General features: G+C 60.2%; 21 protein-coding genes, 1 tRNA gene and 1 pseudogene. 15 read left to right on the top strand and 8 right to left on the bottom strand.

The window, feature by feature from the left end; genetic code table 11:
• The first annotated feature begins 7 nt into the window (after window positions 1-7).
• Window positions 8-1,432 carry a type IV secretory system conjugative DNA transfer family protein gene (locus CFI11_RS14050; RefSeq protein ID WP_165390268.1) on the top strand — a complete coding sequence of 475 codons (1,425 nt, stop codon included), beginning with the start codon at window positions 8-10 and terminating at the stop codon, window positions 1,430-1,432.
• Entirely contained in the window at window positions 1,429-1,674 is a 246-nt protein-coding gene (locus tag CFI11_RS14055; RefSeq protein WP_130406990.1) for a hypothetical protein, read from the top strand. Before CFI11_RS14050 ends, CFI11_RS14055 begins: the two co-directional genes overlap by 4 nt.
• Here the strand turns inward: CFI11_RS14055 and CFI11_RS14060 are convergent.
• Window positions 1,671-1,940: a hypothetical protein gene (locus CFI11_RS14060; protein WP_130406992.1), complete on the bottom strand. Its 270-nt coding sequence runs from the start codon at window positions 1,938-1,940 to the stop codon at window positions 1,671-1,673. The genes CFI11_RS14055 and CFI11_RS14060 overlap by 4 nt on opposite strands.
• A 50-nt stretch (window positions 1,941-1,990) precedes the next feature.
• On the opposite strand from CFI11_RS14060, the gene CFI11_RS14065 reads away from it, so the two are divergent.
• From CFI11_RS14065 to CFI11_RS24625, 4 genes and pseudogenes are all read left to right on the top strand, one after another.
• Window positions 1,991-2,503: a hypothetical protein gene (locus CFI11_RS14065; RefSeq protein ID WP_130406994.1), complete on the top strand. Its 513-nt coding sequence runs from the start codon at window positions 1,991-1,993 to the stop codon at window positions 2,501-2,503.
• A 12-nt stretch (window positions 2,504-2,515) separates the two neighbouring features.
• Window positions 2,516-3,121 carry a hypothetical protein gene (locus CFI11_RS14070; protein WP_130406996.1) on the top strand — a complete coding sequence of 202 codons (606 nt, stop codon included), beginning with the start codon at window positions 2,516-2,518 and terminating at the stop codon, window positions 3,119-3,121.
• Window positions 3,122-3,232: 111 nt separating this feature from the next.
• A complete protein-coding gene (locus CFI11_RS14075) occupies window positions 3,233-3,532 on the top strand; it encodes a hypothetical protein (protein ID WP_130406998.1) in 300 nt (99 codons plus the stop codon).
• Window positions 3,529-4,296 (top strand): annotated as a pseudogene (locus CFI11_RS24625) (recombinase family protein); the annotation flags it as partial. The gene CFI11_RS14075 and the pseudogene CFI11_RS24625, both read left to right, overlap by 4 nt.
• 755 nt (window positions 4,297-5,051) lie before the next feature.
• On the opposite strand, the gene CFI11_RS14085 reads toward CFI11_RS24625, so the two are convergent.
• Window positions 5,052-5,138: transfer RNA gene (locus CFI11_RS14085), tRNA-Leu, on the bottom strand.
• Window positions 5,139-5,261: 123 nt separating this feature from the next.
• Window positions 5,262-6,638 carry a peptidoglycan-binding domain-containing protein gene (locus CFI11_RS14090; protein WP_130407000.1) on the bottom strand — a complete coding sequence of 459 codons (1,377 nt, stop codon included), beginning with the start codon at window positions 6,636-6,638 and terminating at the stop codon, window positions 5,262-5,264.
• Between the two features lie 113 nt (window positions 6,639-6,751).
• Between CFI11_RS14090 and lipB the strand changes: the two genes are divergently transcribed.
• Window positions 6,752-7,414 carry a lipoyl(octanoyl) transferase LipB gene (lipB, locus tag CFI11_RS14095; RefSeq protein WP_130407002.1) on the top strand — a complete coding sequence of 221 codons (663 nt, stop codon included), beginning with the start codon at window positions 6,752-6,754 and terminating at the stop codon, window positions 7,412-7,414.
• Here the strand turns inward: lipB and CFI11_RS14100 are convergent.
• Both CFI11_RS14100 and CFI11_RS14105 read right to left on the bottom strand, forming a co-directional pair.
• The gene (locus tag CFI11_RS14100; protein ID WP_130407004.1) at window positions 7,381-9,069 is read right to left on the bottom strand and encodes an alpha/beta fold hydrolase; all 1,689 of its coding nucleotides are present in this window, start codon (window positions 9,067-9,069) and stop codon (window positions 7,381-7,383) included. The two genes, lipB and CFI11_RS14100, sit on opposite strands and share 34 nt — an antisense overlap.
• A 295-nt stretch (window positions 9,070-9,364) precedes the next feature.
• Entirely contained in the window at window positions 9,365-9,781 is a 417-nt protein-coding gene (locus CFI11_RS14105) for an HIT family protein (RefSeq protein WP_130407006.1), read from the bottom strand.
• Between the two features lie 208 nt (window positions 9,782-9,989).
• Between CFI11_RS14105 and ctaD the strand changes: the two genes are divergently transcribed.
• The 3 genes from ctaD (at window position 9,990) to CFI11_RS14120 (ending at window position 13,511) form a co-directional block, all read left to right on the top strand.
• Window positions 9,990-11,663 carry a cytochrome c oxidase subunit I gene (gene ctaD / locus CFI11_RS14110; RefSeq protein ID WP_130407008.1) on the top strand — a complete coding sequence of 558 codons (1,674 nt, stop codon included), beginning with the start codon at window positions 9,990-9,992 and terminating at the stop codon, window positions 11,661-11,663.
• Between the two features lie 236 nt (window positions 11,664-11,899).
• Window positions 11,900-12,385 carry a DUF2244 domain-containing protein gene (locus CFI11_RS14115; RefSeq protein ID WP_130407010.1) on the top strand — a complete coding sequence of 162 codons (486 nt, stop codon included), beginning with the start codon at window positions 11,900-11,902 and terminating at the stop codon, window positions 12,383-12,385.
• A gap of 46 nt (window positions 12,386-12,431) precedes the next feature.
• On the top strand, window positions 12,432-13,511 hold the full coding sequence (locus CFI11_RS14120; protein WP_217358698.1) for a serine hydrolase: 1,080 nt from the start codon (window positions 12,432-12,434) through the stop codon (window positions 13,509-13,511).
• 58 nt (window positions 13,512-13,569) lie between these two features.
• Here the strand turns inward: CFI11_RS14120 and CFI11_RS14125 are convergent, their stop codons facing one another.
• Complete coding sequence (locus CFI11_RS14125; protein WP_130407012.1) at window positions 13,570-14,034, bottom strand: GatB/YqeY domain-containing protein; 465 nt, start codon at window positions 14,032-14,034, stop codon at window positions 13,570-13,572.
• Window positions 14,035-14,196: 162 nt separating this feature from the next.
• Here CFI11_RS14125 and carA point away from each other — a divergent pair, with 162 nt between their 5' ends.
• Together carA and CFI11_RS14135 are read left to right on the top strand one after the other, a co-directional pair.
• Window positions 14,197-15,357, top strand: a complete 1,161-nt coding sequence (gene carA, locus CFI11_RS14130; RefSeq protein ID WP_130407014.1) for a glutamine-hydrolyzing carbamoyl-phosphate synthase small subunit — start codon at window positions 14,197-14,199, stop codon at window positions 15,355-15,357.
• An 86-nt stretch (window positions 15,358-15,443) separates the two neighbouring features.
• On the top strand, window positions 15,444-17,330 hold the full coding sequence (locus tag CFI11_RS14135; RefSeq protein ID WP_130407016.1) for a glycosyltransferase: 1,887 nt from the start codon (window positions 15,444-15,446) through the stop codon (window positions 17,328-17,330).
• On the opposite strand, the gene CFI11_RS14140 is transcribed toward CFI11_RS14135, so the two are convergent.
• The gene (locus tag CFI11_RS14140; RefSeq protein WP_130407018.1) at window positions 17,327-17,980 is read right to left on the bottom strand and encodes a GntR family transcriptional regulator; all 654 of its coding nucleotides are present in this window, start codon (window positions 17,978-17,980) and stop codon (window positions 17,327-17,329) included. The two genes, CFI11_RS14135 and CFI11_RS14140, sit on opposite strands and share 4 nt — an antisense overlap.
• 101 nt (window positions 17,981-18,081) lie before the next feature.
• Here CFI11_RS14140 and CFI11_RS14145 point away from each other — a divergent pair, with 101 nt between their 5' ends.
• From CFI11_RS14145 to CFI11_RS14155, 3 genes are all read left to right on the top strand, one after another.
• Complete coding sequence (locus CFI11_RS14145; protein ID WP_130407020.1) at window positions 18,082-18,726, top strand: pyrimidine 5'-nucleotidase; 645 nt, start codon at window positions 18,082-18,084, stop codon at window positions 18,724-18,726.
• Between the two features lie 84 nt (window positions 18,727-18,810).
• A complete protein-coding gene (locus tag CFI11_RS14150; protein WP_130407022.1) occupies window positions 18,811-19,059 on the top strand; it encodes a hypothetical protein in 249 nt (82 codons plus the stop codon).
• Between the two features lies 1 nt (window position 19,060).
• Complete coding sequence (locus CFI11_RS14155) at window positions 19,061-20,257, top strand: UbiH/UbiF family hydroxylase (RefSeq protein ID WP_130407024.1); 1,197 nt, start codon at window positions 19,061-19,063, stop codon at window positions 20,255-20,257.
• Window positions 20,258-20,260: 3 nt separating this feature from the next.
• Here CFI11_RS14155 and CFI11_RS14160 read toward each other — a convergent pair whose 3' ends face one another.
• Window positions 20,261-21,388 carry an aminotransferase class V-fold PLP-dependent enzyme gene (locus tag CFI11_RS14160; RefSeq protein WP_130407026.1) on the bottom strand — a complete coding sequence of 376 codons (1,128 nt, stop codon included), beginning with the start codon at window positions 21,386-21,388 and terminating at the stop codon, window positions 20,261-20,263.
• Window positions 21,389-21,550 lie beyond the last annotated feature (162 nt).

Genomic DNA, 21,550 nt, shown 5'->3' on the forward strand with positions numbered 1-21,550 from the left:
TTCTTTCTTGGGCAAACCCTTCGCCCGGGCGCGTGCCCATGATCCAGGGGGCCACCGCCTTCTAGGTCTCACTGAAGAAGGTCATCATCCCATCTTCGGTCCGAAGGGGCATGCGTTGCTGGCGTCGGCGGCAGGTGGGGGCAAGACCACATGTGGTGCGATGCCGTGGCTGCTGTCTCTCGCCGCCTCCGAGCCGGAGAAGGCCACTCTTATCTTTGATTGCAAGAATGGAGAGATCGCGTTGCAGGCCGCAACTATGTTCGCCGCGAAGGGGCGCATCGTTCGCATCATCGACGATATGAACACCTGTCCCGGACTGGCGCAGTTCCGCGTGCAGCTCAATGCGTTTGGCTCGGCTTCAGCTGCGTATAAGCGCGACCCGCGTGAGGTACTCTATGCCAACGAGACGATCACCCATGCGCTTCTGGAGGAACCCGCAGGCGATGCCAAGAACAGGTATTGGCGCGACGATCCGCGGGGCAAGATCGCCTTTGCGAACAATGTGATGCTGGCTCGCAATCCGGATCGCGCCACGCCGGGGGCGGCGGCCTCCATCCTCAGCGATCCCGATATGATGCTGTCACTTGCCGAAATTGAGGCCGAAGAAGGCACACCAATGCTGCAAGCGCAGGCGCGGGATTATCTGGCATCGATTGGCCATGAACATCACCCGCAGCACATGACCGAGGCCAAGCGCGCGCTGAGGCACTTCGCGCCTGGCACGCTGCTGCATGACGCCGGGCAAGATGCTTCGATCACGCATGCCGATCTAATCCGCGAAGGAGCAATCATCTTCCTCGTTGGCCCGATGGCACATATGAACCGGCTAGGCTCCTATTTCGCGCTTCATATCAACGCATTTTGCGATGCCCTCTACTCGGGGGCTGGAGCATTGCGGGTGATCGCGGATGAGTTTACAAACATCCCATTGAAATCATTGGTAGAATCTCTGACTACCCTCCGCGCCTATTCCTGCGAGGTCTATCTAATCTACCAGAGTCGCTCCGAAGTCATCCGTCGTTTTGGCAAGCTCGAATGCGAGACCATTGAAGAGAACTGCATCGTCAAGCAGTGGTTCGGCTTCTCGTCCTTCGCGGAGGCCGAGCGGATCTCCAAGGCCATGGGCAACGAACATGCGGTCGCCACCTCGCTCAGCGGAGACAGCCATGGCCTGAAGACCCAAACCAATCTCAGCCTGATCAAACAGCCGCGGATGAGCCCCGCCGAGTTGATGGCCATGCCGCGCACGCATCAGCTGATCCATATCAAGGGTTTGGGCTTCGTGCTGGCACTGACCGTGGGTCAGCACCATATTGCGCCTTACTGCGATTTGCTGGCGCCAAATCCGCTGGAAGGTGGCGTGCTGCAGTCCGATCCGAAGATCACGCTGGTGACGCCGGACGTTCCCTCGTCCACGCGAGGTGGCTCATGAAAGCGTTGCTACTCTTTCTCTGGATCATCCCGCCCCTCGCGGTGTGGATATTCGTCGTGCTGTTCGGCACGCCGCATATCGCGTTGAGCTACAGCTTCCTTGACAACGGCAAGCGCTATGATCCCTTAGCCGAGCGGCACTACATCACCTGTACCTATTACGGATGGGCCGGCGCGCGCAGAGTCGATGCCGAGGCCGGTCACTGTCCCTGGCTGCGCCTCTTCAAGCCGGAGGCGGGCTAATGGGTGCGTCGCAGGTATTGCCGGTCGACCGGATCATAGATGCGGTCATGCAGGTCGAACCGTTCGGACAGCGCCACACGGACCATGATCTTGAGGCCTGCAAGGATTTTGTGCTGCGCGACAGTACCCGCGGCAATCAAGCCATCGCAGTGCTCCCGGTCGTCCTCGGTGAAGACCGCATAGGGTGCTGCGGCGTCCCAAAGTGCGACGTAATCCAAAGGCGCCAGCCAAGTCTCAACATCCTGAATATCATTAAAAATAACCATGCCTTGAGAATATCAAATCTCACCTGCACCTTGCAAATTTGGAGCCCCTCATGAGCCAGAGTAGCACTGAGGCCGTCTCAGAAACCCTCCGTCTCGCGCTGCAGCAGAGCATCGCGCGCATCATCACGTCGGAGGCAGATTGGGACCGCCTGCACACCATCTCGACTGAGGCGGCGAAGCGGATCGACGATGAGATGGAGGCGTATAAGTCCGACTACCCGTCGCGGCTGGCCGCAGCGCGGCAGATGATCTTGCGCGAATATGCCGGGCGCAGTCTCGATATGCCCACGCCGTCCTGGGTCCTGAAAGCCAAGGAGCTTCCCAGCCCGGAAAAACTGGATCACATGGCCGATGGTCGCGTGCGCCACGACCACGGCAGGCGCCTCAGGGTGATCCGGCAGGACGAGGTCGACCAGCTTCGTGAGATGCGCCGCGACTTAAAAATCCGTGCGGAAGTCGAGCGAGAGACGCGCGCCGCGCAAAGCCCAGAGCACCGCAGGGGTGATGCGCGCGAGGCGTTCCAGACCACACAAATGCGCATCACCCAATCCCGAAAAAGATAAAGGAGACCCATCATGTCTACTGCACATCCCGCCGTTGAAGCCGCCCGCGCCTCGTTCTCTGGTCGCGGCCTCACCCAAGGTCAGTTCGATGAGGCCTGGGCGATCTCAGAGATCATCCACAAGGAAATCCAGCGCTCCGGCTCATTCCATGAAAAGCTCATCGATTACAGCCATGCCTATGCCCGCAACGAACGCTTCGACAGCATGAAGGGCGAGGCGGTGCTGCGGGATATCTACAAGGGCCGCTATGGCGAGACGATGAACCAGACCCGCGAAACCCTGCTGAAGGCCGAAGACAGAGCCACGGATCCTGAGTGTCTTCGGAAGATCCTGAACGCCGCGGAGTCCATCGCACCCTTGATCGCGCGCGGGGACACTTGTCCTTTCTATCAGGCCTTCGACACGGCAGCCATCGTCGTCGCCGATGAGCTGAAGATCTCTCAAGCCGGGGCCAAGCGCTTGATGAAAGAGGCGTATCACGCCGCCCATAACCGCGATCTCTATGAAGTCGGGAAGGCCGCAGAGCAGCTCCACCATAAGCCCGTGCGCGACGCCGAAATCGCCGCGCGCAAGGCGGAGCAGACCCAAACCCGCAGCCAGAGCCAGACCCGCCACTGACCGGTAGGATATTGGAAAGATAGGACTTTATTCCTTGTTTTAGCTGATCGATTGAGGTAGCATGTTCCTCTTTCGTTCACGCGCAGGAGGACCAAACCGGAAAGGACAGACATGAAGACCACGCCGCCAACTCCGCCCCCCAAGCCCAGCCTGCATCTCAACTGGCAGGACTGGCTGCCGTTCTTTGAGCACCCGGACATCTCTCTCGAAGACAAGAAAAAGCAGATCGAAGCGCTGTGGACGATTCTGATGTGCTTTGCAGATGCCAAGTACGATGTTCTCGGCCCGGATGATCTCGCCGCCCAAGAAACCAGTGGACAAGTTCTTGATCTCACCGCCGCTCTAAAGGCTGCTGTGTTAAACTCAGGCATTCCCGATCAACAACAAGAAACCAACAAGGAGGAGGTATGACTTCCGAACACTCAGAAGATGTCGTCATTTACAGTCGAGTAAGTTCCCTTGGGCAGCGCAACGATGGACATGGCTTGAGCAGTCAAGAATCGAGGTGCCGTGACTTCGCGGCTTCCAAAGGCTGGAATGTGGTTGCTTCGTTCCCTGATACGATCAGCGGCGGTATCGACTTCATGAAACGCCCCGGGATGGTGGCGCTTCTGTCGTTCCTAGACGCCCAACCTAACAGAAGCTTCATCGTTCTGTTCGACGACCCGAAACGCTTCGCCCGCTCCACGAAGTACCATCTTGAACTACGCGAGGCCCTTAGGGCACGCGGCGCACGCATCGCCTGCCTCAACTTCAAATTTGAGGAAGACAGCCCGGAGGGCGAGTTCATCGAAACGATCATCGCTGCCCAAGGCGAGCTCGAGCGCAAGCAAAACGGTCGACAAGTCGCCCAGAAAATGCGCGCCCGCATGGAGAACGGATATTGGATTCACAATGCGCCCATCGGATATCGGTATGAGACTATCAAAGGACGCGGCAAAGTGCTTGTGCTCGAAGAACCCGCCGCCGGAATCATCAGGCAAGCCTTTGAGGGATACGCGTCGGGCCGCTTTGAAACCCAGGCGGAAGTGAAACGCTTTCTTGAGGGTTTCCCTGACCTGTTGAACAAGCGCAAAGGTAAGATCACTCAGCAGCGCGTGACGGATATCCTGACACAGCCCGTTTATACCGGGCACATCTGCTCCGAGGTCTACGATCTCAACTGGCTCAAAGCCCAGCATCAACCGCTCGTGTCGCTGGATGTCTTCGACAAGGTCCAGGATCGCCGCAAAGGTACCGCCAAGGCCCCCAAGCGCAAGAACATTGGGGATGCCTTCGCTCTGCGCGGCGTCGCCGTCTGCAGGGGCTGTAACGTGCCGCTCCGATCCTCCATCACCAAAGGTAATGGTGGGAGCTATCACTACTATCTGTGCCAGACGAAAGGCTGTGATCATTACGGCAAGTCGATCAAGCGCGACAAGATCGAAGGCGACGTCGGTGAGCTCATTAAATCGCTTCAACCGTCTGAGGGCCTCATGGACGCCGCCAAGGCCATGTTCCGTCACATCTGGGACGCTAAGGAACACCAGGCCAAGGACGTTCTACTGAGCGGAAAACGCAAGATCGCAGCGCTCGACAAAGACATCGACCGTTTGCTCGACACGATCACGTCTGTCAGCAGGGCGTCTGTCATCGCCCGCTGCGAAGACAAAATCGATATGCTGGAGCGCGAAAAGACCAAGATTTCTCAGGAAATGGCCGAAAGGGCCAAACCCAAGGGCAGCTTCGAGGAAAAACTAGAACCCGTCCTCGTCTTCCTCGCAAACCCCTTTAAACTATGGGCCTCGAGCAACATCACCCTGCGTAGATTGATCCTCAAATTAGCCTTTGCAGACCGCATCCGATACGACCGTTTCGAGGGCGCTAGAACTCCGGAAATAGCGTTTCCGTTCAAAGCCTTAAGGTACGTGACAGACCCCAAGCTTTGTTTTGGTGCGGTCGAGAAGACTCGAACTTCCACGGGTGTTACCCCACAGCGACCTCAACGCTGCGCGTCTACCAATTCCGCCACGACCGCACGTCTTGGCTGGTGCGCAGCGGTTTAGCCGCATGCGTGGAGGATGTGAAGCGCTTTTTGCATGAAAAAAACTCCGCGGTCGAAAAACCGCGGAGCTCGTTTCGGTGCCTCTTTCGCGAGGCGTTATTCGCTGACCGAAAAACTCGGCAGGCCAGAGACCGGCTGGATTGGTGCGCTCATCGTCGCTTTGGCCTGGGGTGCGCCGTTCAACTGAAGCGAGGCCTTGCGGATCAGATCGTTACGCTCGGGCTGGCCGGGCGCAAAGACCGGCTGCGCGCCGTTCTCGATGGCGGTCAGGCCCTGTTCGTACCAAACTAACGCCATGTCCGTCCTCTTGGCCGTGCCGAACCCCTGGGCCAGATGATGACCCATCAATTCGCCATAGACGCCCTCTCCCATCGCGAAGAGCAGGAGGCTCGATCCAAGTGCCACATCCATATTGTCGGTGCGATAGCCCACGCCGAGGCAGATCTTGGCCGTCCCGTTCAGTTGAGCCGGCGACATGCCCGTCGTGAGGATGAAGCTTGCCACATCCTGAACCACCGCCTGTTGTGGCTTGAGCGACAGAGCCGCGACGTGATCTTTCATGGCCGGCCCGAACGCTTCGCACTGGGCTTCGATCTGCTGAGGGGTAAAGCCCTGCACCTTGGACACCAGATCTTCGCCTTGCGCGATTGCGTAGGTGCGCGCGAGGCAGAACTGCTCGTTCAGCGCAAAGCTCGCATCCGTCATCTGCTCGGCCTTGGTGAAGCCGCCATTGGTGTTGGTCAGCAAAGAGATCGTATTGCAGTGAGAGGCCAGCGACTGCTGCGCACCCCCGCCGAGAAAGTTAGGGAGCGGAGATGTCGATGCCATTTGCGCAGGCGCCTGAGGCTCGGGTGTCACAGGCGTGATCGGAGAGATGCTGGTCACGGTCGTCGTTGTGGTTCCCGGAACCGGTGCCACTGGCTGCGGGGCCACAACCACGGTGGTCATGGGTGCGGCGGCAGCGGCCTGGGGGATCGCAGGTGCGCCTGCCAGTTCGGCGCGGTACTGTTTCAGCAGACCGCGCGTGCCATCCGGGCTGGTCGCGATTTGCTGATTGACCGCGTATCCGCCGGCTTGGGCGCGATTGTAGGAAGTGACCAGAAGATCCTGCTCAAACGGCGTCAATTGGCCGGTCGACGGATAGCCCATATAAGCCTGATAGCGCGAAATCGCGTCCCGGGACTTCCGGCCAAGCTGGCCGTCAACACCGCCCGCGTTGAAGCCAAAATAGTTCAAGGAGCTTTGAATTTGCCGGCCTTCCTGCGTTGCGGGGATCCGCGGGCGCGCAGGCTTCTTGTAATAGCGTTTGGTGGCCGCCTTCTTGCGCTGGTTCTGCTTTGTCGCGGCGTGACCGATGATCCCGCCGATAATGGCACCGGCTACGAAATCTCCGGCATCCGCGGCAACGCGCGTGGCGGGGGTAAAGGCTATGCTGGCAGCAATGACCGCTGTAGAAAGATATTTTGAAAACATGTACGTCCCTCCGAATAACTCAGATACTAACTTTTAGCTTACCACTTCATCGTCGTTTGTAAGTGAACTATTTCACCCCTGTGGCGAAGAATGGCAAAGGCATCGGCAAAAACATGGTTGAGTGGATCACGTCGGACGAACTGGTGCCCTATGAAAAGGCAGTTGCCTGGATGGAGGCACGCGCGGCCGATATTCGCAGCGGAGCCGCGGAGGAAGCGATCTGGCTGCTTGAGCATCCGCCGCTTTATACGTCAGGGACAAGCTCAAAACCCGAGGATTTGCTCAACCCCGAGGGGCTGGAGGTGTTCGACGCAAGGCGCGGCGGGCAATATACCTATCACGGTCCGGGTCAAAGGGTCGTCTATGTGATGCTGGATGTGGGGGCCCGCGGGCGGGATGTGCGCCAATTCGTCGGTCAGCTCGAACGATGGGTGATCGCGGCCCTGGATCAGTTCAACGTGACCGGACGGGTGCGCGACGGGCGCGTCGGCGTCTGGGTGGAGCGGCCGGACAAGCCGCGCATGCCCGATGGATCCTTGGCCGAGGACAAGATTGCGGCCATCGGCATCCGCCTGCGGAAATGGGTCAGCTTTCACGGCATTTCCATCAACGTGGACCCGGATCTATCGCATTTTCAAGGCATTATACCCTGCGGCATTCGCGAACACGGGGTGACGAGCCTGGTGGATCTGGGCCTGCCGGTGACCCTCCAGGATCTGGACGTCGCACTTAAGGCGCAGTTTCAAGCCGTTTTTGATGAGACCGAAATGGCTTGATGAAGGGCTGCGATCACCAGATCGGGTCGTTCATAAAACACCAGCTGGCCACAATCCTCGTGCAAGTGCAGGGTCATGTAGGGATGATCGGCCTGGAATTGCTCGACGCTGGAGGCGGTGATGGCCGGATCATGACGGCCGTGGACCAGGATCACATTCTTCGGGGCCTGACGTAAAAAGCGCGACCAGTCGCGCACGACAAGATGCGAATCCGCCGCGAACCCCTTGTGTCCCTGCTGGGCCGAGAACCGATATTCATCGCGCATCAAGTCGGCAATGCCCAACCGCTTGATCACGGTGTGGTCATGCGTGCCTGGACGATAAAGCGCCTCGATAAAGGCCTGCACGTCCTTGCCATCAATCTGCGAGATACCGGCCCGCAGGATCGGCGGAAGCAGCGGGGCCGCGAACCGGGCGGTATAGGCAACGACCTGCTGACGCGGCGCCATCTGGGCGATCTGCACCAGAGAGCGGAGCGGTACGCCCCCCGATACCATCACCATCCCCGCGACCCATTCAGGGTGAGCGGCGTTGAAAGCATAGGCATAGACCGCGCCGCCCATATAGCCGAGCAGCGTAACCTCTGCTACGTCCAGCGCGCAGAGCAATTCGTGAAGATGGGCGGTAAAGACCGGTTCCGCCTGATCGGCACGTTTGACCGCAGTCGACAGGCCGAACCCAGGACGGATGGGTGCGATCACCCTCAGCCCATGCCGCGACCATAGATCAGCATGGCGCCTAAGCGCGGTCATCCCGTCGAGCATGCCATGGATGAAGACAACGGGCTGCCCCTTGGGGTCGCCGAACTCGAACACCTGCATCTGCATGCCGTCGGACATGGTCCGGACGGTTTCCGAAGGCACCATGGGCCGGGACCGCATCGGTCGTTGCGCAAGGAAGGCTACCATGCGCACCAGATCCACCTGACCGGGCGCGCCCGTTTTTGCCAGAATGGATTTCGTCTGGTTGCGGATCGTATGCTCGGACCGGCCGGTTTCTTCCGCGATAGCCCGCAAAGTCAGTCCGCCCGCCAGGTTGCGGACAACTTCCAGTTCGGCCTTAGACAATTTGAACGACCGACGGAGCATTTCTCCGGTTTCATCCGTCCAGGCGATTTCCAATGCTTCGATCAGAACACCGCTGTCCTGACCGCGCGCGATCACATGCCGGGGTAAAAAGTCGGTACCCAGGACAACCGGTGTGGCGGTGTCACCCTGCAGGATCGTGTGCAACGCCTCCGACGCACCCGCGAAGAGATGCCGTTCGAAAACCTCCAAAGGCGTTCCGACCGGAAACAGCCGCGCGGCATCCGCGCTGGCCTCGACAACGCAGCCCAGAGTGTCGAGACGGAGCGCGAAGCCCGAAGCAGCCGCGACACCTTGCCCGGATGCTGACGGTGCCTTGCGACCGATTTGTTCAAGGATTTCGAAGGCGCGCCCGAAATGTTCGGTCAGTTCCTTATCCTGCGCCAGCAGCAACTCCCCGGCCTGCGCGGCCTGGATGGCTTCGAGATCCTGAAGTGCATTTGTGACGTGATCCGACCACGCCTCCATGAACGCGTCATAGAGATGCGGCCGCAACACAGTCTCGTATATCGCGGACACCACCCGGTCCCGATTGGACGCACCCGCAAAATCCGCTTCCCGACGGCTCATCCGGACCACCCAACAAACACGACCAGCACCACCTTCATAGTCTTACAACCCGGACGCATGATCCATTCGCCATACGCCCTATTCGCACAATGTTTTATTAACGTTTTATTAGTTCATAGTCCAATTGGGTCATGCTCAAACCGATTCCATCTCACATGGTCGTGATGTTTCGATCACGAATATCTTCGGTAAAACCTTTCAGATCGTTCTTCCCCAGCCCGATCCCTTCGTCACAGAAGGGATCGGGCGGGAAATTCCCCAGCATCTCATTTCAAATCGGCAATAGGCATTTGCATCACAGCGCCGCGCGGATTTTTTCCGCCTGCTCGTTCAAAACGTCCATATCCGCCATGTTGCCGGGCGGGCGCAGACTCACACCGGCATGTCGCGGCAGGATGTGGAAATGAAGATGAAACACCTCCTGCCCCCCAGCCGTCTCGTTGAACTGCTGCAACGTCACGCCATCTGCGTCAAACGCTTTCATTGCGGCGTGTGACAGGCGTTGCACCGTGCCCATGCAGGCCGCCAACTGGTCGGCCGTCGCATCCAGCATGTTGCGGCACGGCGTCTTGGGGATCACCAGGCAATGCCCATCCGCGCGCGGCATAATATCCATGAAAACAAGCGTTTCCGCGTCTTCGTAAAGACGAATGGACGGAATTTCATCCCGGAGAATCTTGGCAAAGATGTTGTCTTGATCATACGGCGTCATCGCGTTCTCCCAATCGAGTTCCCCTGCGTTGTGCAGTGATCCGGATCCACGGTCAATCTGGCCGACCGTTCAAGAGGGGCGCGGCAATTTATCATCCTTATCAGCGATGTCCGGCATTGAAGCGGCAAGGTGGACAATCTACAACCAGATCAATTCCGCGCGCGCCCAGGGAACCGGCGCGCGTTCACACCTTATCAGGAGGCACCAAATGGCAGACGCAGCCATTCACGGCCACGAGCATGAGGATCAGCGCGGTTTCTTTACCCGCTGGTTCATGTCGACAAACCACAAAGATATCGGGATCCTGTACCTGATCACCTCGGCATTCGTCGGGTTCATTTCGGTCGCATTCACCGTTTACATGCGGCTTGAGCTGATGGATCCCGGTGTCCAGTACATGTGTATGGAGGGCGCCCGGCTCTTCGCGGATGCCTCTGCCGAGTGTACGCCGAACGGCCACCTGTGGAACGTTCTGATCACAGGCCACGGCATCCTGATGATGTTCTTCGTGGTGATCCCGGCCCTCTTCGGCGGTTTTGGCAACTATTTCATGCCATTGCAGATTGGCGCGCCGGACATGGCCTTCCCCCGGATGAACAACCTCAGCTTCTGGCTTTACGTTGCTGGTACGACGCTGGCCGTCGCTTCGGTCTTGTCGCCGGGCGGCAATGACCAACTGGGGTCAGGCGTTGGTTGGGTTCTCTATCCGCCGCTGTCGACAAACGAAGCGGGCTGGTCGATGGACCTCGCCATCTTCGCGGTGCATGTGTCGGGTGCCTCGTCGATCCTGGGTGCGATCAACATGATCACCACCTTCCTGAACATGCGTGCGCCGGGCATGACGCTCTTCAAGGTGCCGCTCTTCTCGTGGTCAATCTTCGTCACATCCTGGCTGATCCTGCTGTCCCTGCCCGTTCTGGCAGGTGCCATCACCATGCTGCTGATGGACCGTAATTTCGGCTTTACCTTCTTTGATCCCGCAGGCGGCGGTGACCCCGTGCTCTACCAGCACATCCTGTGGTTCTTCGGCCACCCGGAGGTCTATATCATCATCCTGCCCGGCTTTGGCATCATCAGCCACGTGATCGCGACCTTCTCGCGCAAGCCGATCTTCGGTTACCTGCCGATGGTCTGGGCCATCATCGCGATCGGCGTGCTGGGCTTTGTCGTGTGGGCGCACCACATGTACACAGTGGGCATGTCGCTGAACCAGCAGGCCTATTTCATGCTGGCCACGATGGTGATCGCGGTACCCACGGGCGTGAAGGTCTTCAGCTGGATCGCCACGATGTGGGGCGGCTCTATCGAGTTCAAGACGCCGATGCTCTGGGCCTTTGGCTTCCTGTTCCTCTTCACTGTCGGTGGTGTGACCGGCATCGTGCTGAGCCAGGCCGCCGTGGACCGCTATTATCACGACACCTATTACGTTGTGGCGCACTTCCACTATGTGATGTCCTTGGGCGCCGTTTTCGCCATCTTCGCCGGGATCTACTTCTACTTCGGCAAGATGACGGGTCGCCAGTACCCCGAATGGGCCGGCAAGTTGCACTTCTGGATGATGTTCATCGGGGCCAACCTGACCTTCTTCCCCCAGCACTTCCTGGGCCGTCAGGGCATGCCGCGCCGCTACATCGACTATCCCGAGGCCTTCGCCTACTGGAACTGGTGGTCGTCCATCGGCGCATTCCTCAGCTTTGCCTCGTTCCTGTTCTTCTTCGGCATCATCGCTTATGCGCTTCTGCGGGGCGCTCGGGTGACGGAGAACAATTACTGGAACGAATACGCCGACACGCTGGAATGGACCCTGCCTTCGCCCCCGCCCGAGCACACGTTCGAGCAACTGCCGAAACAGGAAGACTGGGACAAGAGCCCCGCGCACTAACCGGCGACCGGACACAACATCAAAAAGGCCCCGAGCTGATCAGCTCGGGGCCTTTCTTTTTCGGTGACAGAAAGACCAACCGGGATCGATCGGTGTTTCGAGCGCGCACATCCGTCGAGGGGGCGCGTGTCACAGAGCAATGAGAGGCGGGCCGGGCGGCGCAAGGCGCCGCACCGCCACGTCAAATTACAAATCACCTTCGACAAAATGAGTGTCCATGATACATCTCCGGCACCATGCCTTACGACTGGATCAACACCGAAGACACCGCCGCGCCTGAGCTGCATCTCTGGCCGCATCAGTCTTTGCCCCCAAAGGGATTTGCCGCGTTCATATCGGCCACATTCGCGTTGATCATGATCCCGCTTTTGCCGCTTCTCGGTTCTGTGGTGCTTTGGGGGATCCTGCCCTTTCTGCTGCTCGCCGTCGGGGGCATCTGGCTGGCGCTTCAGAAATCCTGGCGCAACGGACAGATCCTCGAGGTTTTGACGGTCTCCGACAACGAAGCGCATCTGATGCGACGCAACCCGCGGGGCGACGTTCAGGAATGGCGCTGCAACCGGTATTGGGCGCGGCCTGAAATGCATGATAAGGACGGCCCGGTGCCGCACTACGTGACGCTGATCGGAGAAGGTCGCGAGGTAGAGATCGGCGCCTTTCTGAGCGAGGAAGAACGCGTCGCCCTCTACGATGATCTCGTGCGCCTCTTTTCGCGCACCTAGCCACAGGCGGATTGCACGTGATGTGCAAGACACGCATGCTTTACCCATGACACTCAGCAGACGAAAAGCCCTGGGCCTCGCGGCCGGCATATCTGCCGCGCCGCACCTCGCCTTGGCAGAAACAGACGTGAACAATATGCAAACCGCTCTCGACCTGGGATACCGCGCCGGCCTTCTGAACGGCTTGCACGCGGTTTACCTGCTTGAGGCCGGCGATCTGGTTCTGGAGGCTTACTTTGAAGGCGAGGACGAGAATTGGGGGCGTCCTCTTGGTCAACGCTCATTCGGGCCGAATGCGCGGCACGACATACGGTCTGTGACCAAAAGCGTGACAAGCCTGGTCTACGCGATCGCCCTTGACCAGGGTCTCGTACCTGCGCCCGACGCCCCGCTTTTGGCCAGCTTTCCCGAATATCCCGATCTCGCCGACAATGATCGTCGCCGGTCTTGGACGGTCGCGCATGCGCTGAACATGACCCTCGGAACAAGCTGGAATGAAAGCCTGCCCTATTCGGATCCGCGCAACAGCGAGATCGGCATGGAGATTGCTGATGATCGCTATCGCTTTGTTCTTGCGCATGATCCGATAGATCCCCCCGGCACCTATTGGAACTACAACGGGGGTGCGACCGCCCTGATCGGCGCGCTGATCGAGCGGGGTACGGGCAAGAACCTGGCCGATTACGCGCAGGAGGTGTTGTTTGATCCGCTTGGAATTGGCGACGCCGAATGGAACGCGGGACGCGACGGCGTGCATTCGGCCGCATCGGGGCTGCGCCTGACCGCGCCCGAACTGGCCCGGATCGGTGAACTGGTCCGCCAAGAGGGTGTCTGGCAAGGCACCCAGATCGTTCCACAAGACTGGGTGACCCTGATAAGCACTCCGCAGATCACGACAGCCTTCGGGAGCGAATACAGTCATTTCTGGTGGCTGACGCGGCAATATGCACGCGGAAGCGATACCCCGCTGTCCATGCTGCATGCAGCAGGCAATGGGGGGCAGCGCCTTTACATCTTGCCAGAGCTCGACCTTACCATGGTGGTCTTCGCCGGAGCCTATAACCGGCCCGACGACTGGATGACCCCAACCCTGGTCCTACAGCGTATCGTCCTCGCGAACGTCTAGAGCACGCCATCGAAATCCGAAACCACAGGTTCGGGAAGCATCGCGGCGTTGACCTGCCTTAGCTTGCGCAGAGACGATCCTTGACCATCGGACCGACCTTGCCGAAGTCCATCTGCCCCGTATACCGGCCCTTCAGCTCGGCCATGACCTGCCCCATGTCGCGGATCGAAGATGCATCGATATCGGCAATCGCTTGATTGATCGCCTCCGCAATCTCCGCATCGTTCAGCTGCCGGGGCAAGAACTCCTCGATGACGCTGATTTCCGAGCGTTCCCGCTCGGCCAGATCGAGGCGACCGCCTTCCTCGTAGGCGCGGGCGCTTTCCTGCCGCTGCTTTGTCATTCGGCCCAGGATCGCCAGGACCTCGGCATCGCCGACGCCTTTCTCGGCGCCGTCGCTGCGCGCCGCAATGTCCTTGTCCTTGATCGCCGCGTTGATCAGGCGCAGGGTCGACAACCGCTCGGCTGCCTTTTCCTTCATCGCCTGCTTCAAAGCCGTGGCGACGCGTGCTCGCATTTCCATTTCTTTATCCCATCCCCAGGATGTCGAAAGCTCCGAAAATAACCGGTTTCGAGGGCATCCGCAACCGTTGCCCAAAGGGCAGGTTTGACCGCTATGGCAAGGCTTGACCCGCTGCGCTGATTGGCATAGGCACCCGACAATTTGCCAGATGGAGATTGCGTCATGCCTCGCCCCGTCCCCTCCAAACCCACCGCTTGCCTGGCCTTGGCCGATGGGACGCTATTCTACGGGCGTGGATTTGGCGCCACCGGCCAAACGGTGGCCGAACTGTGCTTTAACACCGCGATGACCGGCTATCAGGAAATCATGACAGACCCCTCCTATGCCGGGCAGATCGTGACCTTCACCTTCCCTCATATCGGCAATGTCGGCGTGAACCCCGATGACGACGAGACGATGGATCCGGTCGCTTCCGGCATGGTGGTCAAGTGGGACCCGACGGAACCCAGCAACTGGCGCAGCGCGGAAACGCTTGAGGCATGGCTGGCCCGGCGGGGCCGTATTGCCATCGGCGGGGTGGATACCCGCCGCCTGACCCGTGCGATCCGGCAACAGGGCGCACCGCATGTGGCCCTGGAACACAACCCCGACGGCGTCTTCGATATCGAAGCCCTGGTGGCGGCCGCACGCGGCTTTGCCGGGCTTGAGGGCATGGACCTGGCCAAGGATGTGACATGCGCGCAATCCTATCGCTGGGATGAAATGCGATGGGCCTGGCCCGAAGGGTACACGCGCCAGAAAGACGCCAAGCACAAGGTCGTCGCCATTGATTACGGCGCCAAACGCAACATCCTGCGATGCCTGGCCAGCGCTGGGTGCGACGTGACCGTCCTGCCCGCGACCGCCACCGCCGACGAGGTCATGTTACATGATCCCGACGGTCTTTTCCTGTCCAACGGTCCGGGCGACCCGGCCGCGACAGGATCCTATGCCGTGCCGATGATCCAGGATGTTCTGAACCGAAGCGAGATGCCGGTCTTCGGCATTTGCCTGGGTCACCAGATGCTTGCGCTCGCTTTGGGCGCAAAGACGGTGAAAATGAACCACGGCCATCACGGCGCCAACCATCCGGTGAAGGATCTGGAAACCGGGAAAGTTGAAATCACGTCGATGAACCATGGCTTCGCGGTCGATGCGCAAAGCCTGCCCGGCGGCGTGATTGAAACGCATCGGTCGCTCTTTGACGGCTCGAATTGCGGTATCCGCGTTGCGGATCGTCCGGTCTATTCCGTGCAGTATCATCCCGAAGCCAGCCCCGGACCGCAGGACAGTTTCTACCTTTTCGAACGATTTGCCGCGGCCATGCAGGCCCGGGCCAGCTGAACTTCACATCCCGACGTCTTTGTTAACCGGTCGTTAACCTTGCAAGGGTCTACCTGACGTGAAGGAAACGCGTCAGGCAACACAGAATGAGCGACCCAAGACTTCGGCTGAACGACCCGTCGGCGGTAGTGTCTTTCGACACGCCCCGCGCGCCGCTGGGACGCTATCTGGTCGATGCTGGTCTGATCTCGCCCGCTGCTTTGCTGCGGGCGCTCGATCTGCAGAAACGCATAGATGCGCCTCTGGGTGAAATCCTGATTGCCGAGGGGCTGGTTGACAGCGACGAGGTGCTGGAGGCGCTGTCAAAGCAGCACGGCCTCTACCGCGCTGATCTGGTGGCCGAACCTCCCCGGCCCGACCTCAGTCAGCTTCTTCCGGCGCAGTTCTGGCTGGAACATCGCGTTGCGCCCTGGATGCGCCTTGGGCCCGGTCTGGTTCTGGCCACCTCGCGCCCGGATCAGTTCGATACGGTCCGCCAGGCACTGCCCGACGGGTTTGGCATGGTCCTTCCAGTCGTCGCCCCGGAAGAGCAGATCCTGCAGACCATCGCCCAGGCCCATGGGCGCCTGCTGGCGCATGGGGCCGAACGCCGGGTCGATGTGTCCTTCAGCTGCCGTTCGTGGGAGGGCACGGCCCCCACCCGGTTCGCCGCGATCAGTCTTGTCGTTTTCATCCTGCTCGCCATCCTGATCGTGGCGCCGGTGACCAGCTTTGCCGTCATCAGCTGCGCTGCGGTCTGCACCCTTTTTCTGATCACCGGCCTCAAGCTGGCGGGCTTCGGGGCGCAGATCGTTGCCTCACTTCCGGTGACCAACCCAGCCCCCACGGGCCTGCCCGACCGATTGCCACGGGTTTCGGTGCTGGTGCCCCTTTTTCATGAAACCGAAATTGCCGGGGCGCTGATCAAGCGTTTGTCGCGTCTGACCTACCCCAAGGCCCTTCTTGACGTGGTGCTTGTCCTTGAAGAGAAAGACAAACTGACCCCCCGGACCCTCGCGCGAACCGCCCTGCCCGACTGGATGCGCGTCGTGACGGTGCCGGACACGGGAAGTGTCACGACAAAGCCGCGGGCCTTGAACTATGCCCTCGACTTCTGCCGGGGCAGCATCATCGGGATCTGGGATGCCGAGGACGCCCCCGCGCCCGACCAGATCGAACGGGTGGTGACGCGCTTTGCCCAGGCCGCTGATGATGTCGTCTGCCTTCAGGGGATCCTCGACTATTACAATCCCCGGACCAACTGGCTGGCGCGCTGTTTCACCATCGAATATGCAAGCTGGTTCCGCGTCGTTCTTCCGGGCCTCGCCCGCCTTGGCATGGTGATACCGCTGGGCGGCACAACGCTCTTCATGAAACGTTGGGCGCTGGAAAAGATGGGCGGCTGGGACGCGCACAATGTGACCGAAGACGCCGATCTTGGTGTTCGTATCACGCGCTTTGGATACCGCACCGAGCTTTTGCCCACCGTCACCCATGAAGAGGCCAATTGCCGTCTTTGGCCTTGGATCAAGCAACGCTCCCGCTGGCTCAAGGGCTTTATGGTCACCTACCTTGTTCACATGCGCCAGCCCGTTGCCCTGCTGCGTGACCTTGGGATCAAGCGCTTCATCGGTGTGCAGGCCTTTTTCGTGGGGACCCTGGCCCAGTTTCTGCTGGCACCCGTGCTCTGGACCTTTTGGGCGATCCCGTTCGGACTGGATCACCCGGTCCGCATGCTGGTGTCGGACACGGCTCTGACCGTGATCGCGACACTCTTTCTGGTGACCGAAGTCACCAATATCTGTGTCGGTGCATTCGCCGTTTCAGGACGCGATCACCGCTTTCTGATCCCTTGGGCGGCAACGCTCACCTTCTATTTTCCGCTGGGGGCCGCCGCCAGCTACAAAGCGCTCTATGAGCTGATCTGCAAACCGTTCTATTGGGACAAAACCCAGCATGGCCATGCCAAATCAGAACGCCGCGCGATGAGTTAGCCAAGGCTTTCGCGGGTATCGGCATCCTGCTTGAGGCGGGTCATGAACGCGATCGAGATGTGATCCTTCAAAGCGGCGTAGGCCGCATCCTCATCTCGGTCCTCTATCGCCTTGACGATCCCGTCATGCTCCCCCAGCGCGATCTGTCCCCGTCCGCGCGCCGCCAGCGAGGTGGTCGCCATCAGCGCCATGGTCCGGTGAACCAGATCAAGTTGCTGCACCAGATAGCGGTTGTGCGAGGCCAGATGGATCTGCTTGTGGAACCGCCGATTGGCGCGGGCCAGGGCCGGTGGATCATCGACCAGTGCCTGATCTGCCTCGACCATCCCGCGCAAAACGGCAATCTCTTCGCTGGTGGCGTGCCGGGCGGCCAAGCGCGCCGCCAACCCCTCAAGCTCCCGGCGGACCACGTACAGTTCGGCCATCTGGTTGTGATCCAAGGAGGCGACGATCAGCGACCGACCATCGCGCGCCAGCAGCGACTGGGTCTCAAGACGCTGCAGCGCCTCCCGGATCGGTGTGCGGGACACCCCGAACCGTTCGGCCAAATCACTTTCCACCAAGCGGTCACCAGGCTTGAAAACGCCCACATCAATCGCTTCGAGGATAAGTGTATAGGCGTCCGCCGGAGAACTTTTCGCTTGCGTCATCGTGATTTACATCCCCCCGTTTCAACACTCATACAGGCCCATCCATGATCCGATCAAGCCTGCCATTGCCAAGGCGCCACCGGCAGTCTAGGTCCCGTGCCATGGTACGGGATGCATTTTCTCATGTAGAGCAGTGGGTCTTTGACCTCGACAACACCCTCTATCCGCCGCATATGCGCCTTTTCGATCAGATCGAAGTGCGCATGACGCAATACGTGATGGATGCGCTGCATGTTGATTGGGCCGAAGCAGACCGCCTGCGCAAGCTCTATTGGCACCAATACGGAACCACCCTGGCAGGCCTTATGCGGGAGCATGATATAGATCCCGGCCCCTACCTGACCGAAGTGCATGAGATCTCGATGGATCATCTTGAGCCCGACCCGGAGCTTGCCCGCCGGATCAGCGCCCTGCCCGGTCGCCGGATCGTCTATACCAATGGATCGGCCCCTTATGCCGAGCGTGTCTTGGCCGCGCGGGGCCTCAGCGGCCTTTTCGACGCCATCTATGGTGTCGAACATGCGGGTTTTCGTCCCAAACCGGAACGCGCCGCATTCGAAGAGGTCTTTGCGACCGATGGCATCGCACCGGAACGGGCCGCGATGTTCGAGGATGAACCACGCAATCTTGCCGCGCCGTTTGATATGGGGATGCAGACGATCCATGTCGCGCCCGAGCGGCACGACGCCGACCACATCCATCACCACACGGACGACCTGACAAATTTTCTGCGCCGCATCGGCTGATTTCGCACCTGCGGCAAAAAGAGTCATGTTCGCTGCCCCAAGACCACTTATCTGGGCGTCAGGGAAGATATTACGGAGTTCCAGATGGCCCTTGCCGACACACCGCATCGCCGTCCTTTGACGCACCGCCTTTTCTTCGCAATCCCGGTGATCGGCTGGATGGCGCGGGACCTGATATACGGTGACAAGGATAACATCTGGTATGCCCTGGTTGCGTTTATCAGCCTGTGGGCCAGTTCCGCGCTCGTCTTTGGGCTGCCCGGCCTCTACATCCCGGCCGTGATGCTGGTTCCCGTGATCTGGGTGGTGCTTTTGCTGATTACCCGGGGGTAACATGGCGGAAGACTGCGATATCCTGATCTCAGGCGGGGGCGTTGCGGGCCTCACTGCCGCTGCCGTTCTCGGCCATGCGGGTCTATCCGTTATCTGCGTCGATCCCTTCGCGCCCGTGACGGAGCGGGATGCCGATGGGTCCGATCTGCGCACAACGGCCATTCTGCAGTCAGCCCAGGCCCTGATGGAGACGGCTGGCATCTGGGACCATCTCGCAGCCCACGCCATGCCCTTGCAGGTTATGCGCATCGTCGATGCCGGTGGGGAGCAGGCAGAGCCGCGTGTGACCCACGACTTCAACGCCTCCGACATCTCGGAACGTCCGTTTGGATGGAACCTGCCGAACTGGCTCTTGCGGCGCGAATTGGTGGCGCGGCTGAAAGAGCTGACGAATGTTGATTTTCGCCCCGGCGTGGGCACCACGCGGCTTTTCAGCCGCACGACCGAGGCCCGTGTCAGCCTGACCGAAGGTGGCCCCGTGCGGTGCCGACTGGTCCTGGCCGCCGACGGACGGCAGTCCCCCATGCGTGAGGCGGCGGGCATTGGCGTTCAGACCCGACGTTATGGCCAAAAGGCGTTGGCTTTTGCGGTGACTCACCCGATCCCGCACCAAAACGTGTCGACCGAAATACACCGGACCGGCGGTCCCTTCACGCTTGTCCCGCTGCCGGATCACGACGGTGCACCCTCCTCCGCCGTGGTCTGGATGGAGGATGGTCCGACGGCGCAATCCCTCTATCACATGGATGTGGCCGCGTTTGAGAAGGCCATGTCCGAGCGTTCCTGCTATCTGATGGGCCCACTCGAACTGGCGTCCCGCAGAACGATCTGGCCCATCATCAGCCAAACGGCGGATCGCCTTGTTGGCGAGCGCGTGGTGCTGATGGCAGAAGCGGCGCATGTCGTGCCCCCGATCGGTGCGCAGGGCCTGAACATGTCCCTGGCCGATCTGCGGTGTCTGCTGGATTTGATCACCAACCGTCCCGATGAACTGGGCAATGTCGAGATGTTGCGCAGCTATGAGCGGCAAAGGATGCCGGACATGCGCCTTCGTGTGCAAGGCATTGATCTGCTGAACCGCGCCTCGCAGGTTCACGCGCGGCCTTTGCGTGACCTGCGCGCGATGGGGCTCGACGCGATCTACAGCGCGGCGCCTGTCAGGCGCACGCTGATGCAGATGGGCCTTGGGGTGCGATAGGGTTCACAGCACCTGATCAACCACCCGCCGGAGCCGAGACAGGGTCCCGTCGACGTCATAAAGTTTGTCGAGGCCGAATAGACCGATCCGAAATGTTCGAAAATCCGCCGGCTCATCGCACTGGAGCGGCACGCCGGCTGCGATTTGCATGCCCTGGGCGGCGAATGACTTTCCGGTCTGAATGTCGGGATCTGCGGTATAGCTGACAACGACGCCTGGCGCGCCGAACCCTTCCGCTGCGACAGACACGACGCCTTTGTCGGCCAGCATCGCGCGCACCGCGTGACCAAGGGCCCATTGTGCCTCTGCCAGCTTGTCAAAGCCGAAATTCCGCGTCTCGATCATCGTATCCCGGAACGCGCGCAGCGCATCGGTGGGCATGGTGGCATGATAGGCATGCCCGCCGCTCTCATAGGTCTTCATGATGTCGCGCCATTTCCTGAGGTCGATGGCGAAGCTGTCAGATTGCGTTGCCTCCAGACGCGCCTCTGCCCGATCGGACATCATCACGAGGCCCGCGCACGGCTGCGCGCTCCAGCCTTTCTGCGGCGCGCTGATCAGCACATCCACACCGGTGGCCTTCATATCCACCCAAGCGCAGCCCGAGGCGATACAATCCAGCACCATCAGACCGCCGACCTCATGTGCCGCCTCCGACAGCGCCCGCAGGTAGTCGTCCGGCAGGATCACCCCGGCGCTGGTTTCCACATGCGGGGCAAAGACGATGTCCGGTTTCTGGTCGCGGATCTGCGCGACCACCTCGTCAATCGGGGCGGGCCGAAACGGCGACGGCGCCGTGTTGCCGGTCTGGCGCGCCTTCATCACCGTCGTCTGCGCGGTGAGCGCACCGGTCTCGAAAATCTGGCTCCATCGGTAGGAAAACCAGCCATTGCGCACGACCAGAACGCTCGCATCGCGCGCAAACTGGCGGGCAACGGCCTCCATGCCAAATGTGCCGCCCCCCGGGATCACCGCGACCGCATCGGCGTTGTAGACCTCTTTCAACAGCGTCGAGATGTCCGTCATCACGGCCTGAAACGCCTGAGACATATGATTGAGGGATCTATCAGTGAACACGACCGAGAACTCTTCGAGGCCTTCGGGATCCACAGTCTTTAACAACGCGGGCATGGTCTTCTCCTCTTTACGTCTCAGACGTCATAGGGTGACGGACCCGGCGAGGCAAAGTCTACTTCTGTATACCGGAGCCCCTCGCGCGCCGGATGCGCCGCCGATCCGAACCCTTTGTCGCCGATGGACTGCAAGCGGGAAGATGCACCTGCATCACGTGCC

Origin of the sequence: Thalassococcus sp. S3 (genome assembly GCF_004216475.1) — a bacterium.
Lineage (GTDB): Bacteria > Pseudomonadota > Alphaproteobacteria > Rhodobacterales > Rhodobacteraceae.

Coding starts and splice junctions, on each gene's coding strand:
- CFI11_RS14125 (WP_130407012.1), bottom strand. CDS start 14,034: ATGGAAATGCGAGCACGCGTCGCCACGGCTTTGAAGCAGGCGATGAAG.
- CFI11_RS14160 (WP_130407026.1), bottom strand. CDS start 21,388: ATGCCCGCGTTGTTAAAGACTGTGGATCCCGAAGGCCTCGAAGAGTTC.
- CFI11_RS14055 (WP_130406990.1), top strand. CDS start 1,429: ATGAAAGCGTTGCTACTCTTTCTCTGGATCATCCCGCCCCTCGCGGTG.
- CFI11_RS14100 (WP_130407004.1), bottom strand. CDS start 9,069: ATGAGCCGTCGGGAAGCGGATTTTGCGGGTGCGTCCAATCGGGACCGG.
- ctaD (WP_130407008.1), top strand. CDS start 9,990: ATGGCAGACGCAGCCATTCACGGCCACGAGCATGAGGATCAGCGCGGT.
- CFI11_RS14145 (WP_130407020.1), top strand. CDS start 18,082: ATGGTACGGGATGCATTTTCTCATGTAGAGCAGTGGGTCTTTGACCTC.
- carA (WP_130407014.1), top strand. CDS start 14,197: ATGCCTCGCCCCGTCCCCTCCAAACCCACCGCTTGCCTGGCCTTGGCC.
- CFI11_RS14065 (WP_130406994.1), top strand. CDS start 1,991: ATGAGCCAGAGTAGCACTGAGGCCGTCTCAGAAACCCTCCGTCTCGCG.
- CFI11_RS14150 (WP_130407022.1), top strand. CDS start 18,811: ATGGCCCTTGCCGACACACCGCATCGCCGTCCTTTGACGCACCGCCTT.
- CFI11_RS14135 (WP_130407016.1), top strand. CDS start 15,444: ATGAGCGACCCAAGACTTCGGCTGAACGACCCGTCGGCGGTAGTGTCT.
- CFI11_RS14120 (WP_217358698.1), top strand. CDS start 12,432: ATGACACTCAGCAGACGAAAAGCCCTGGGCCTCGCGGCCGGCATATCT.
- CFI11_RS14140 (WP_130407018.1), bottom strand. CDS start 17,980: ATGACGCAAGCGAAAAGTTCTCCGGCGGACGCCTATACACTTATCCTC.
- CFI11_RS14075 (WP_130406998.1), top strand. CDS start 3,233: ATGAAGACCACGCCGCCAACTCCGCCCCCCAAGCCCAGCCTGCATCTC.
- CFI11_RS14155 (WP_130407024.1), top strand. CDS start 19,061: ATGGCGGAAGACTGCGATATCCTGATCTCAGGCGGGGGCGTTGCGGGC.
- lipB (WP_130407002.1), top strand. CDS start 6,752: ATGGTTGAGTGGATCACGTCGGACGAACTGGTGCCCTATGAAAAGGCA.
- CFI11_RS14105 (WP_130407006.1), bottom strand. CDS start 9,781: ATGACGCCGTATGATCAAGACAACATCTTTGCCAAGATTCTCCGGGAT.
- CFI11_RS14060 (WP_130406992.1), bottom strand. CDS start 1,940: ATGGTTATTTTTAATGATATTCAGGATGTTGAGACTTGGCTGGCGCCT.
- CFI11_RS14115 (WP_130407010.1), top strand. CDS start 11,900: ATGCCTTACGACTGGATCAACACCGAAGACACCGCCGCGCCTGAGCTG.
- CFI11_RS14090 (WP_130407000.1), bottom strand. CDS start 6,638: ATGTTTTCAAAATATCTTTCTACAGCGGTCATTGCTGCCAGCATAGCC.
- CFI11_RS14070 (WP_130406996.1), top strand. CDS start 2,516: ATGTCTACTGCACATCCCGCCGTTGAAGCCGCCCGCGCCTCGTTCTCT.